This window comes from Pseudomonas sp. NPDC089406, from assembly GCF_044900265.1.
Classification (GTDB): Bacteria; Pseudomonadota; Gammaproteobacteria; order Pseudomonadales; family Pseudomonadaceae; genus Aquipseudomonas; species Aquipseudomonas fakonensis.
Genome location: NZ_JBJDNC010000002.1, coordinates 1 through 12,491, shown reverse-complemented (window position 1 = coordinate 12,491; position 12,491 = coordinate 1). Strand labels below are relative to the sequence as shown.

At 64.7% G+C, this 12,491-nt stretch carries 15 protein-coding genes; all 15 read left to right on the top strand.

The window, feature by feature from the left end; all coding sequences use genetic code 11:
- Nucleotides 1-33: 33 nt before the first annotated feature.
- Nucleotides 34-804 carry a flagellar assembly protein FliH gene (gene fliH / locus ACI2KK_RS01380; RefSeq protein ID WP_404667599.1) on the top strand — a complete coding sequence of 257 codons (771 nt, stop codon included), beginning with the start codon at nt 34-36 and terminating at the stop codon, nt 802-804.
- The gene (fliI, locus tag ACI2KK_RS01375) at nt 794-2,155 is read left to right on the top strand and encodes a flagellar protein export ATPase FliI (protein WP_404667598.1); all 1,362 of its coding nucleotides are present in this window, start codon (nt 794-796) and stop codon (nt 2,153-2,155) included. The genes fliH and fliI overlap by 11 nt, the downstream gene beginning before the upstream one ends.
- A 3-nt stretch (nt 2,156-2,158) precedes the next feature.
- Nucleotides 2,159-2,611, top strand: a complete 453-nt coding sequence (gene fliJ / locus ACI2KK_RS01370) for a flagellar export protein FliJ (protein ID WP_404667597.1) — start codon at nt 2,159-2,161, stop codon at nt 2,609-2,611.
- 226 nt (nt 2,612-2,837) lie between these two features.
- Complete coding sequence (locus tag ACI2KK_RS01365) at nt 2,838-3,143, top strand: STAS domain-containing protein (RefSeq protein ID WP_217839651.1); 306 nt, start codon at nt 2,838-2,840, stop codon at nt 3,141-3,143.
- 8 nt (nt 3,144-3,151) lie between these two features.
- On the top strand, nt 3,152-4,843 hold the full coding sequence (locus tag ACI2KK_RS01360; RefSeq protein ID WP_404667596.1) for a SpoIIE family protein phosphatase: 1,692 nt from the start codon (nt 3,152-3,154) through the stop codon (nt 4,841-4,843).
- Between the two features lie 58 nt (nt 4,844-4,901).
- Nucleotides 4,902-5,249, top strand: a complete 348-nt coding sequence (locus ACI2KK_RS01355; RefSeq protein WP_404667595.1) for an Hpt domain-containing protein — start codon at nt 4,902-4,904, stop codon at nt 5,247-5,249.
- A gap of 72 nt (nt 5,250-5,321) precedes the next feature.
- Complete coding sequence (locus ACI2KK_RS01350; RefSeq protein WP_404667594.1) at nt 5,322-6,680, top strand: flagellar hook-length control protein FliK; 1,359 nt, start codon at nt 5,322-5,324, stop codon at nt 6,678-6,680.
- 131 nt (nt 6,681-6,811) lie between these two features.
- Nucleotides 6,812-7,309 (top strand): flagellar basal body-associated protein FliL, encoded by a 498-nt coding sequence (gene fliL, locus ACI2KK_RS01345; protein WP_217839647.1) that lies wholly within the window; start codon nt 6,812-6,814, stop codon nt 7,307-7,309.
- A gap of 10 nt (nt 7,310-7,319) precedes the next feature.
- Entirely contained in the window at nt 7,320-8,288 is a 969-nt protein-coding gene (gene fliM / locus ACI2KK_RS01340; RefSeq protein ID WP_217839646.1) for a flagellar motor switch protein FliM, read from the top strand.
- A gap of 47 nt (nt 8,289-8,335) precedes the next feature.
- Nucleotides 8,336-8,791: a flagellar motor switch protein FliN gene (gene fliN, locus ACI2KK_RS01335; protein ID WP_217885917.1), complete on the top strand. Its 456-nt coding sequence runs from the start codon at nt 8,336-8,338 to the stop codon at nt 8,789-8,791.
- A complete protein-coding gene (gene fliO, locus ACI2KK_RS01330; RefSeq protein WP_404667593.1) occupies nt 8,792-9,256 on the top strand; it encodes a flagellar biosynthetic protein FliO in 465 nt (154 codons plus the stop codon).
- Nucleotides 9,256-10,011 carry a flagellar type III secretion system pore protein FliP gene (gene fliP, locus ACI2KK_RS01325; RefSeq protein ID WP_404667592.1) on the top strand — a complete coding sequence of 252 codons (756 nt, stop codon included), beginning with the start codon at nt 9,256-9,258 and terminating at the stop codon, nt 10,009-10,011. Before fliO ends, fliP begins: the two co-directional genes overlap by 1 nt.
- A 21-nt stretch (nt 10,012-10,032) precedes the next feature.
- Nucleotides 10,033-10,302 carry a flagellar biosynthesis protein FliQ gene (gene fliQ, locus ACI2KK_RS01320; RefSeq protein WP_016393817.1) on the top strand — a complete coding sequence of 90 codons (270 nt, stop codon included), beginning with the start codon at nt 10,033-10,035 and terminating at the stop codon, nt 10,300-10,302.
- A gap of 7 nt (nt 10,303-10,309) precedes the next feature.
- Nucleotides 10,310-11,086, top strand: a complete 777-nt coding sequence (fliR, locus tag ACI2KK_RS01315) for a flagellar biosynthetic protein FliR (protein ID WP_369987438.1) — start codon at nt 10,310-10,312, stop codon at nt 11,084-11,086.
- Between the two features lie 2 nt (nt 11,087-11,088).
- On the top strand, nt 11,089-12,231 hold the full coding sequence (gene flhB / locus ACI2KK_RS01310) for a flagellar biosynthesis protein FlhB (RefSeq protein ID WP_217839641.1): 1,143 nt from the start codon (nt 11,089-11,091) through the stop codon (nt 12,229-12,231).
- Nucleotides 12,232-12,491 lie beyond the last annotated feature (260 nt).

The following is a 12,491-nucleotide window of genomic DNA, read 5'->3' as shown; positions in this document are numbered from 1 at the left end:
GCTTGAACCTTGTAGCTAACGAGGCTTTTGAGCATGTCCACCACCGAACACCCCAGCGACCTGATCCGCGCCCGCGACCTCGAGGGCGTCGATGTGTGGGCGCTGCCCAGCTTCGACCCGGAGCCCGAACCCGAGCCGGAACCTGAGCCGGAAATCGTCGAGGAGGTCGAGGAGGTACCGCTGGAGGAAGTCCAGCCACTGACCCTCGAAGAGCTCGAGGCCATCCGTCAGGAGGCCTACAACGAAGGCTTCGCCACCGGCGAGCGTGAAGGTTTTCATAGCACCCAGCTGAAAGTGCGCCAGGAGGCGGAAGTCGCCCTGGCCGCCAAGCTGGCCAGCCTCGAGCAGCTCATGGCGCACCTGCTCGAGCCCATCGCCGAGCAGGACACCCAGATCGAGAAGGGCCTGGTGCAACTGGTGGCGCACATGACCCGCCAAGTGATCGGCCGCGAGCTCAAGACCGACTCCAGCCAGATCACCCATGTGCTGCGCGAAGCCCTGAAGCTGTTGCCGATGGGCGCCGACAATATTCGCATCCACCTCAACCCGCAGGACTTCGAGCTGGCCAAGGCCCTGCGCGAACGCCACGAAGAAAGCTGGAAGCTGCTCGAAGACGAAGCGCTGATGCCTGGCGGCTGCCGCATCGAAACGGCCCACAGCCGCATCGACGCGACCATGGAAACCCGTATCGAAAAAGCCATCGCGCAACTGTACGACCAGTCCCATGACCAGTCGCTGCACCCGGCCGCCCCGGACATTTCGGTAGAGCTGGACGTGCCAGCCGGTGAAGACGATGCGCCTTGACCGCACCAGCTTCGGCAAGCGCCTGGAAAGCTACCAAGGCGCGGTGAAGCTGCCCGACCAGCCGGTGGTCGAAGGCCGCCTGCTGCGCATGGTCGGCCTGACGCTCGAGGCCGAAGGCCTGCGCGCCGCGGTGGGCAGCCGCTGCCTGGTGATCAACGACGACAGCTACCACCCGGTGCAGGTGGAGGCCGAGGTGATGGGCTTTGCCGGTACCAAGGTGTTCCTCATGCCGGTGGGCAGTATCGTTGGCCTCGCGCCCGGGGCGCGGGTGGTACCGCTGGACGACAGCGGCCGCCTGCCCATGGGCATGAGCATGCTCGGCCGGGTGCTCGACGGCGCCGGCCGCGCGCTGGACGGCAAGGGCGGCATGAAGGCTGAAGACTGGGTGCCGATGGACGGCCCGATCATCAACCCACTCAATCGCGACCCCATCAGCCAGCCACTGGACGTGGGCATTCGCAGCATCAACGGCCTGCTCACCGTTGGCCGCGGCCAGCGCCTGGGCCTGTTCGCCGGTACCGGTGTGGGTAAGTCGGTGTTGCTGGGCATGATGACCCGCTTCACCGAGGCCGAGATCATCGTGGTCGGGCTGATCGGCGAGCGGGGCCGCGAGGTAAAGGAATTCATCGAGCATATTCTCGGTGAAGAGGGGCTCAAGCGCTCGGTGGTGGTGGCATCGCCCGCCGACGATGCGCCGCTGATGCGCCTGCGGGCCGCCATGTACTGCACCCGCATTGCCGAATATTTCCGTGACAAGGGCAAGAACGTCCTGCTGCTGATGGACTCCCTGACCCGTTTCGCCCAGGCCCAGCGGGAAATCGCCCTGGCCATCGGCGAGCCGCCGGCCACCCGTGGCTACCCGCCGTCAGTGTTCGCCAAGCTGCCCAAGCTGGTGGAGCGTGCCGGCAACGGCGAACCCGGCGGTGGCTCGATTACCGCGTTCTATACCGTATTGTCCGAAGGCGACGACCAGCAGGACCCGATCGCCGACTCGGCGCGGGGTGTGCTCGACGGCCACTTCGTGCTGTCGCGCCGGCTGGCCGAAGAGGGCCATTACCCGGCCATCGACATCGAAGCCTCGATCAGCCGGGTCATGCCCCAGGTGGTCGATGCCGATCACCTGCGCCAGGCGCAGAAGCTCAAGCAGCTGTGGTCGCGCCTGTCGCAAAGCCGCGACCTGATCAGCGTCGGTGCCTACGTGGCCGGCGGTGACCCGGAAACCGACCTGGCCATCGCCCTGCAACCGAAAATGGTCGATTACCTGCGCCAGGGCCTGGACGAGAACGTGTCCATGGCCCAGAGCCGCGCCGAGCTCGAGGCGATCTTCACCCCGCCTGGGGCAGGCCGCTAAGCCATGGCCCAGCCAAGTCGCGCCGCGCGCCTGGCGCCGGTGGTGGAAATGGCCGAGGAGGCCGAGCGCAAGGCCGCGCAGCGCCTTGGGCACTTCCAGCAGCAACTGGCCCAGGCCCAGGCCAAGCTGGCCGAGCTTGAAACCTTCCGCGAGGGTTACCAGGCGCAGTGGATCAACCGCGGCGGCACCGGCGTCAACGGTAACTGGCTGGTCAACTACCAGCGCTTTCTCGGCCAGCTGGAAACTGCCATGACCCAGCAGCGCCAGAGCATGGCCTGGCACCAGAACAACCTCAACAACGCCCGCGGCGCCTGGCAGCAGGCCTATGCCAGGGTCGAAGGCCTGCGCAAGCTGGTGCAGCGCTACATGGACGAAGCCCGACGCGCCGAAGACAAGCGCGAGCAGCGCCTGCTCGACGAACTGTCCCAGCGCCTGCCCCGGCAAAATCTGCTCTGAGCCGGCCGCGCGACGCGTGGATGGCACCGGCTTCGCCGGTGTTCGCGGCTAAAGCCGCTCCTACAGGGAGCACATCACCTTCAGGCCTACGCTGTACCTGTAGGAGCCGGCTTGCCGGCGATGGGGCCGGCACATCCAACACAAGGCCGGGCAAGCTTGCACCCCGGGTTGCGCACTGCTAAACCTTCCATAAGCCGCATTCGCCATCATCGAAGGAATCGCTCGCATGGCAGTCGAAACTGATTTTTCACAGGACGGGAAAAAGCTGACGATCAAGGTCAAGGGGCGCTTCGATTTCGGCAAGCACCAGGAGTTTCGCGATGCCTACGAGCGCCAGCACCCGGCCCCGGACTCGGTGGTGGTCGACCTGAGGGAGGCCACCTATCTGGACAGTTCGGCGCTGGGCATGCTGCTGTTGCTGCGCGACCATGTCGGCGGCGAGGAGTCGGACATCCGCGTGGTCCATGCCAGCCCCGATGTGCGCAAGATCCTGGCCATCTCCAACTTCGAAAAACTCTTCGATATCAGTTGAGCATCCCCATGCCTGACGCCCAGGCGTTGCGTGTACTGGTAGCCGAGGACGGTGCCACCGACCGGATGCTGCTGGCGCAGATCGTCCGTCGCCAGGGGCATGAAGTATGCACCGCAGAAAACGGCGAGCAGGCGGTGCGCCTGTTCCTCGAGCAGCGCCCGCAGTTGGTGTTGCTGGATGCGCTGATGCCGGTGATGGACGGTTTCGAGGCCGCCCGGCAAATCAAGGCGCTGGCCGGCGAAGCACTGGTGCCGATCATCTTTCTCACCTCGCTCAACGAGGAAGAGGCGCTGGTGCGCTGCCTGGAAGCCGGCGGCGACGATTTCATGGCAAAGCCCTACAGTGCGGTGATTCTGGCGGCGAAAATCCGCGCCATGGACCGCCTGCGCCGGCTGCAGGCCACGGTGCTGGAGCAGCGTGACCAGATCGCCCGCCACCACCATCACCTGCTCAACGAGCAACGGGTGGCCAAGGCGGTGTTCGACAAGGTGGCGCATTCCGGTTGTCTGAGCGCGCCAAATATCCGTTACCTGCAGTCGCCCTACGCGCTGTTCAATGGCGACCTGCTGTTGGCCGCATTCACCCCGAGCGGCGACATGCATGTGCTGCTCGGTGATTTCACCGGTCACGGCCTGCCTGCCGCAGTCGGCGCCATGCCATTGGCGGAGGTGTTCTATGGCATGACCGCCAAGGGCTACGGGCTGGTCGAGACGCTGCGCGAGATGAACGCCAAGCTCAAGCGCATCTTGCCGGTGGACATGTTCTGTTGCGCGCTGCTGCTTAACCTGAGTTTCCAGCGTGGCACGGTGGAGGTGTGGAGCGGCGGCATGCCTGACGCCTACCACCTGGCAGAAAATGGCGAGGTGCTGGGAGTGCTGGCGTCGCGCCACCTGCCGTTGGGTATCTTGCCCCCCGAGCAGTTCGACGACAGCACCCATGTGCTGCCGCTGGCCGAGGGTGAGCGGCTGCTGTTGCTGTCCGATGGCGTGGTGGATACCGGCGATGCCCAGGAGCAACTGTTCGGCGTGCACCGCTTGCAGCAAGTACTGGCCGCCAACCGCGAGCCGGCGCGTTTGTTCGATGAAGTGATGCAGGCCCTGGCGCGCTTTGGCGGCGAGCCGCGGGACGATATCAGCCTGTGCGATGTGCGCATGCTCGGCCCTGACAGCGTGGCCCCGCAGCCGGTGGTTTATTCCGATAGCGGCCGTTCCAGCCCGCTGGACTGGGCCATGGACTTCGAGCTGCGTGGCGACAGCCTGCGCCGCTTCAACCCGGTGCCGTACCTGGTGCAACTGTTGCAGGAAATCCACGGGCTGAGGCCGGTCAGCGGCATGTTGCACAGCGTGCTCAGCGAGCTGTATTCCAATGCCCTGGAGCACGGGGTGCTGGGGCTGGATTCGGGCCTCAAGCGCGACGCCCGGGGCTTCTCGGAATACTATCGCCAGCGCGGCGAGCGGCTGGCCAACCAGGTCGAGGGCTTCGTGCGCATTGGCTTGAAGGTGGAACCCCACGCCCAGGGCGGGCGTCTGATGATCGAGGTGCGCGACAGTGGCGCTGGTTTCGACGTCGCCAGGGTATTGGCGCGCGGCCCGCAGGAGCAAGGCTTCAGTGGCCGCGGGCTGAGCCTGGTCAGGCGCCTGGGGTGCACTGCGCAATGGCTTGACGGCGGGCGCCTGGCGCAGGTGACGTTCGATTGGTAGGTGGGCTCTGGCCGTGTGCTGGGCCTTGGTGAAACAGGCTTGATCAGGGAGTGAGCAAGTGGTGGACATGCATATTGATCACAAGGTCCTGAGCGACCTGCGGGAGGTCATGGAAGATGGCTACCTGCAATTGCTGGAGACCTTCCTTGAAGATTCCGAGCGGCGCTTGAGCCAACTGCACGAGGCCAAGGACGCCGAGGAGCTCGGCATGGCGGCGCACAGCTTCAAGGGCAGCAGCAGCAACATGGGCGCCGTGGGGCTGGCCCGGCTGTGCCAGCAACTGGAAGAGCGGGTGAAGCAGGCGCCGTTGTACGGCATTGAAGACCTGATCAACCGTATCGACCAGGAATACAGCGAGGTGCAGCGCTTTTATCACAGCGAGCGGCAACGTATCTCGACGGGCTGATGCCAACCTGGCGCGAGTTTTGCTTTTCTTCACCCAGACGTTTTTTAAAGTTTCTGGCGTGGAGATGTTTCAATGCCTGTCGCACCCAACCCATTGCTGCAAGCCGGCCTGTTGAACAAGGCTTCGCGCCCGGTTGCCAGCGCGCCGGACAAATCGCTGCAGCCCACGGCCGATCAGGGCGCAGGCTTCGACAAGGTCATGGCCCGGCAGGGCCGTGACAAGGTTCCGGCACGGGATGACAAGGTGGCCCAGGCACCAGCCCAGCCCAAACCAAAGGATAAGCCCGAGCCTGCCGCCAGCGGCAAGAAGGACGATGCCGGCAAGGCCGACGTTGCCGATGACGGCAACAGCTTGCCAGCCACGGCGGCCGCAGACGACAGCGCCCCGGCTACCCCGGTTGCCGACGCCAGCCAGGCCGGTGATGGCGATGCAGCGGCACTGCTGGACTCGGCCCTGGTGGCCGGCCAGGTCACCGATGCCCAGCCGGGCGCGCAACTGTTGCAGGCCCAGGCCGAGGCCGTTGCGCCGATGTTGCAGTCTGCAGCGCAGCAGCCGCAGCCAGCGCAGCAGCCCCCCCAGCAGGCGGTCGCCGCCGAAGAGTTCGACCCTGCGGCCGACCCGCTGGCCGACATGCCGACCCTGCGCCTGGCCCTCGAGCAGAGCGCTCAGGCCAAGGGCACCACCTCGGCCCATGCCGCCAGCAGCCGCAGCGACAACACCAGCCAGCAGCCGACCGACCCGAACCAGGCGGCCGTCAATACGTTGGCGAACCTGGTGGGCAAGGCCGAAACCGAGCCGGGTAGCTCCGAAGGTGGCGACAAGGCCTTTGCCGGGCTGATCGACGACGGCCTCAAAGACCTCAAGAGCGCCAGCAGCGATACCCGCGTTGACGACTTCGCCAACCGCCTGGCCAGCCTCACCCAGGCCGCCACCGCCAAGACCGCCAATGCCGTGCCAGTGGCCCCCAGCCCGTTGGCGCAGCCCCTGGCCATGAACCAGGGCGCCTGGGCCGAGGGCCTGGTCAACCGGGTGATGTACCTGTCCAGCCAGAACCTCAAGTCGGCTGACATCCAGCTGGAGCCGGCCGAGCTCGGGCGCCTGGACATCCGCGTCAATGTCGCGGCGGACCAGTCCACCCAGATTCACTTCGTCAGCGGCCATGCCGGGGTGCGCGACGCCCTCGACAGCCAGGTCCATCGCCTGCGCGAGCTGTTCGCCCAGCAGGGCCTGGCCCAGCCGGACGTGAGCGTGGCCGACCAGTCGCGTGGCCAGCAACAGCAGCAGGCCCAGCAAGATGGCTCGAACCTGTCCGGTGTGGCGGCTCGCCGCGCCGCCAACGGTGCGGGCGAGGGCGGCGAGCTGGCGGATGCCACCCGCCCGGTCGAGCAGCAGGTGGTGATCGGCGACAGCGCGGTCGACTACTACGCGTGATTGCGCCGCCGCTCCCACGTCTGTGGGGGCGGCGGACGGCGTAGAAATTCCCTTCCGGACAAATTTGGCATAACACTTGCTCAAGCCTCGTCATCCTTCTTTGAAACCCTGATGGACGACGGATTATTGGCATGGCGAAGAGCGACGCAGTGAAAGACCCCGCCGCTAAAGGCAAACTCAAGCTGATCCTGCTGGTGGTAGTGGCCCTGCTGCTGGCGGTCGGCCTCTCGGTGGGCGCCACCTGGTTCTTCATGCACAAGAGCGAGTCGGCTCCGGCGCCGGAAGCCGCGGCGAGCAACGTCAAGCAGCCGGCTATCTACGAACCGCTGGCCCCCGCTTTCGTGGTCAACTTCAACCAGAACGGCCGCCAGCGCTACATGCAGCTGAGCATCACCATGCAGGGCCGCAACCAGGCCGACCTGGACGCCCTGAAGGTGCACATGCCGGTGATCCGCAACAACCTGGTGATGATGTTCTCCGGCCAAGGCTTCGACACCTTGTCTGCAAGCCCGGTAGGCCAGGAGATGCTGCGCCAGAAAGCCACCGCGGTGGTGCAGGAAGTGGCGCAGAAGGAAGTCGGCAAGCCGGTCGTGGACCAGTTGCTGTTCACCAATTTCGTATTGCAGTAGGAGCACACAGATGGCCGTGCAGGACCTGCTGTCCCAGGATGAGATCGACGCCCTGCTGCATGGGGTGGACGATGGTCTGGTACAAACCGAGAGCGCTGGCGACCCGGGCAGCATCAAAAGCTACGACCTGACCAGCCAGGACCGTATCGTCCGGGGGCGCATGCCGACCCTGGAGATGATCAACGAGCGTTTCGCCCGATACACCCGCATCAGCATGTTCAACCTGCTGCGCCGCTCGGCGGATGTGGCGGTGGGCGGCGTGCAGGTGATGAAGTTCGGCGAGTACGTACATTCGCTGTACGTGCCCACCAGCCTCAACCTGGTGAAGATCAAGCCGCTGCGCGGCACCTCGCTGTTCATCCTCGACGCCAAGCTGGTGTTCAAGCTGGTGGACAACTTCTTCGGTGGCGACGGCCGCCACGCCAAGATCGAGGGGCGTGAGTTCACCCCCACCGAGCTGCGCGTGGTGCGCATGGTGCTGGACCAGTGCTTCGTCGACCTGAAAGAAGCCTGGCAGGCGATCATGCCGGTCAACTTCGAGTACATAAACTCCGAGGTCAACCCGGCCATGGCCAACATCGTCGGCCCCAGCGAGGCGGTGGTGGTATCGACCTTCCACATCGAGCTGGACGGCGGCGGCGGCGACCTGCACGTGACCATGCCGTACTCGATGATCGAGCCGGTGCGCGAAATGCTCGACGCCGGCTTCCAGTCCGACCTGGACGACCAGGACGAGCGTTGGGTCAAGGCCCTGCGCGAGGACGTGCTGGACGTCAGCGTACCGATTTCGGCCACGGTCGCCCGTCGCCAGATGAAACTGCGCGATGTGCTGCACATGCAGCCGGGCGATGTGATCCCGGTAGAGCTGCCCGAGCACCTGGTGCTGCGCGCCAATGGCGTGCCGGCGTTCAAGGCGCGCCTGGGCTCGCACAAAGGCACCCTGTCGCTGCAGGTCATCGACCCGATCCCGCGCCGCTGACGGCGTGCCGGTCGCACTAAACGAATTGAATGGCTGTCGAGGAAATCATGGCTAACGAAAACGAGATCAACTCGCCCGAAGAGCAGGCCCTGGCCGACGAGTGGGCAGCAGCACTGGAAGAAACCGGCGACGCCGGCCAGTCCGACATCGATGCACTGCTGGCCGCTGACGGGCATGGCAACGCCATGGCCATGGAAGAGTTCCCCAGCTCGCCGAAACCCAGCGAGAACGTCAGCCTCGAAGGCCCCAACCTGGATGTGATCCTGGATATCCCGGTGAGCATCTCGATGGAAGTGGGCAGCACCGAAATCAACATCCGCAACCTGCTGCAGCTCAACCAGGGTTCGGTGATCGAGCTCGACCGCCTGGCCGGCGAGCCGCTGGACGTGCTGGTCAACGGCACGCTGGTCGCCCACGGCGAGGTGGTGGTGGTCAACGAGAAGTTCGGCATCCGCCTGACCGACGTGATCAGCCCCAGCGAACGCATCAAGAAGCTGCGCTGAGTGAAGGGCAGGGTGCGGGCCCTCGCGGCCCTGGTGGCCTTGCTGGTCAGCGAGGCGGCGATTGCCGCCGCCGAGCCTGCCGCCGCATCCGCCGCCGCTGCTGCTGCGGCCCCTGCGCCAGGTGGCCTGGGCGCGCAATTGGCGCAGACGGTACTGGGTTTGCTGGTGGTGGTCGGGCTGATCTTCGTGTTGGCCTGGCTGTTGCGGCGCATGCAAGGCAGCGCCCAGCGCGGCGCGCCAGTGATCGAGATCGTCGGCACTCGCGCCATCGGCCCGCGTGACCGTTTGCTGCTGGTGCAGGTAGGCAAGGAGCAGATCCTGATCGGCCACACGCCGGGCAGCATCGAGGCCCTGCATGTGCTGGCCGAGCCTGTCGAGGTGCCCGCTGCGGCGCGCCAGGCCACGCCGGAATTCGCCCAGCGGCTGCTCGAGCTGATGGGCAAGGATCAAAAGGACAAGACGTGATGAAGGGCGCCCCGCGCTTGCTGTTGACCCTGGCGCTGCTGTTGGCTGCGCCGCTGGCCCTGGCCGCCGACCCGCTGTCGATCCCAGCCATCACCCTGTCCAATGGTGCGGACGGGCAGCAGGAATATTCGGTCAGCCTGCAGATTCTGCTGATCATGACGGCGCTGAGCTTCATCCCGGCGTTCGTCATCCTGATGACCAGCTTCACCCGCATCATCATCGTGTTCTCCATCCTGCGCCAGGCCCTGGGCCTGCAGCAGACACCGTCGAACCAGGTGCTCACCGGCATGGCGCTGTTCCTGACCATGTTCATCATGGCGCCGGTCTTCGACAAGGTGAACAACCAGGCCATCCAGCCTTACCTGGCCGAGCAGATGACCGCCCAGCAAGCCATTGAAACGGCCCAGGGCCCGCTCAAGGACTTCATGCTGGCGCAGACCCGGCAGAGCGACCTGGACCTGTTCGTGCGCCTGTCCAAGCGCACCGACCTGGCCGGCCCCGACCAGGTGCCGCTGACCATCCTGGTGCCGGCGTTCGTCACCTCCGAGCTGAAAACCGCGTTCCAGATCGGCTTCATGATCTTCATTCCGTTTTTGATCATCGACATGGTGGTGGCCAGCGTGCTGATGGCCATGGGTATGATGATGCTGTCGCCGCTGATCATCTCGTTGCCGTTCAAGATCATGCTGTTCGTGCTGGTGGATGGCTGGGCGCTGATCATGGGCACCCTTGCCGGCAGTTTCGGCGGCGTCTGACGCCGCCCAGGAGAGCGACCCATGACCCCTGAAGTTGCCGTCGACCTGTTCCGCGATGCCCTGTGGCTGACCACCCTGATGGTGGCCATCCTGGTGGTACCCAGCCTGCTGGTGGGCCTGGTGGTGGCGATGTTCCAGGCTGCCACGCAAATCAACGAACAGACCCTGAGCTTCCTGCCGCGCCTGCTGGTGATGCTGGTCACCCTGATCGTCGCAGGCCCTTGGCTGGTGCAGAAGTTCATGGAGTACATCACCGGCCTTTACACCAGCATCCCGCAGCTGATCGGTTGACGCCGCCATGCTGGAGCTGACCGACGCGCAGATCGGCACCTGGGTCGCCACCTTCATCCTGCCGATGTTCCGGGTGATGGGCGTGCTGATGACCATGCCGATCATCGGCACCAAGATGCTGCCGGCGCGGGTGCGCCTGTACGTGGCCGTGGCCATCACCGTGGTGATCGTGCCGGGGCTGCCGGCGTTGCCGCAGATCGACCCGCTGAGCCTGCGCGGCGTGCTGTTGTGCGCCGAGCAGGTAATCGTAGGTGCGCTGTTCGGTTTCTCGCTGCAGTTGCTGTTCCAGGCGTTCGTCATTGCCGGGCAGATCATTGCCGTGCAGATGGGTATGGCCTTCGCCTCGATGGTCGACCCGGCCAACGGCGTCAACGTGGCGGTGGTCAGCCAGTTCATGACGATGCTGGTGAGCGTGCTGTTCTTGCTGATGAACGGCCACCTGGTGGTGTTCGAGGTGCTCACCGAAAGCTTCACCACCCTGCCCATCGGCAGTGCCCTGGTAGTCAACCACTTCTGGGAGATGGCCGGGCGCATGAGCTGGGTGCTTGGCGCCGGCCTGTTGTTGATTCTGCCGGCGATCGCTGCCCTGCTGGTGGTCAACATCGCCTTCGGCGTGATGACCCGCGCTGCGCCGCAACTGAACATCTTCTCCATCGGCTTCCCGCTCACCCTGGTGCTGGGCCTTGGCATCTTCTGGGTCGGGCTGGCCGACATTCTTTCCCATTACCAGGCACTGGCCAGCGAAGCGCTGCTGTGGCTGCGTGAGCTGGCGCGGGCGGGCTGAGCATGGCTGAGAGCGAGAGCGGTCAGGACAAGACAGAAGAGCCCACCGACAAACGCAAGCGCGACGCGCGCGAAAAAGGTGAGATCGCCCGTTCCAAGGAGCTCAACACGGTCGGTGTGACCCTGGCCGGTGCCGGCGGCCTGCTGGCGTTCGGTGGCTACCTGGCCGAGTCGCTGATGGCGATGATGCGCATGAACTTCAGTCTCACCCGCGAGGTGATCGTTGATGAGCGCAGCATGGGCGCCTTCTTGCTGGCCTCGGGCAAGATGGCCATCTGGGCGGCGCAGCCGGTGCTGATCCTGCTGTTCGTGGTGGCCTTCGTCGCGCCTATCGCCCTGGGTGGTTTTCTGTTCTCCGGCAGCCTGCTGCAACCCAAGTTCAGCCGCATGAACCCGTTGTCGGGGATCAAGCGGATGTTCTCGATGAATGCCTTGACCGAGCTGCTCAAGGCCCTGGCCAAGTTCTTCGTGATCCTGTTGGTGGCGTTGGTGGTGTTGAGCAACGACCGCCAGGCGCTGCTGGCGATTGCCAACGAGCCGCTGGAGCAGGCGATCATCCACAGCGTGCAGGTGGTGGGTTGGAGTGCCTTGTGGATGTCGGCGGGCTTGCTGCTGATTGCGGCGGCGGACGTGCCGTTCCAGCTGTGGCAGACCCACAAGAAGCTGAAGATGACCAAGCAGGAGATCAAGGACGAGTACAAGGACAGCGAGGGCAAGCCCGAGGTCAAGCAGCGCATTCGCCAGCTGCAGCGGGAGATGTCGCAGAGGCGCATGATGGCGGCGGTGCCGGAGGCGGACGTGATCATCACCAACCCGACGCACTATGCCGTGGCTCTGCAGTACGACCCGGAGAAGGGCGGGGTGGCGCCGTTGCTGCTGGCCAAGGGTACCGATTTCATTGCCTTGAAGATTCGCGAGATCGGGGTGGAGCACAAGGTGCAGATCCTCGAATCGCCGGCCCTGGCGCGGGCTATCTATTACTCCACCGAGCTTGAACAGGAGATCCCGGCGGGGCTGTACCTGGCGGTGGCGCAGGTGTTGGCCTATGTGTTCCAGATTCGCCAGTACCGGGCTGGCAAGGGCAAGGCGCCTGATCCGTTGAAGAAGGATTTGCCGATTCCTGATGATTTGCGGCGGGATGAGTGATTGTTTGATTGTTTGATTGTTTGATTGTTTGATTGTTTGATTGTTGGGTTGTTTTGGGAGTTTTATGCGCATTCATTATTTATATTGACGCTTATTCACCTTTCCGCCCTTACGGCGGCTCACTTTTTGAAGGATCAAAAAGTAAGCAAAAAATCCTCGCTCCATTCATCCGGCCCCTGCGCTTCGCTCCGGGGTACCCTCACTCCGGGCTTGCTCCGGGGGTACGCGCCGACGGGCCGTCCCTGGCCCGATCGGCGCTC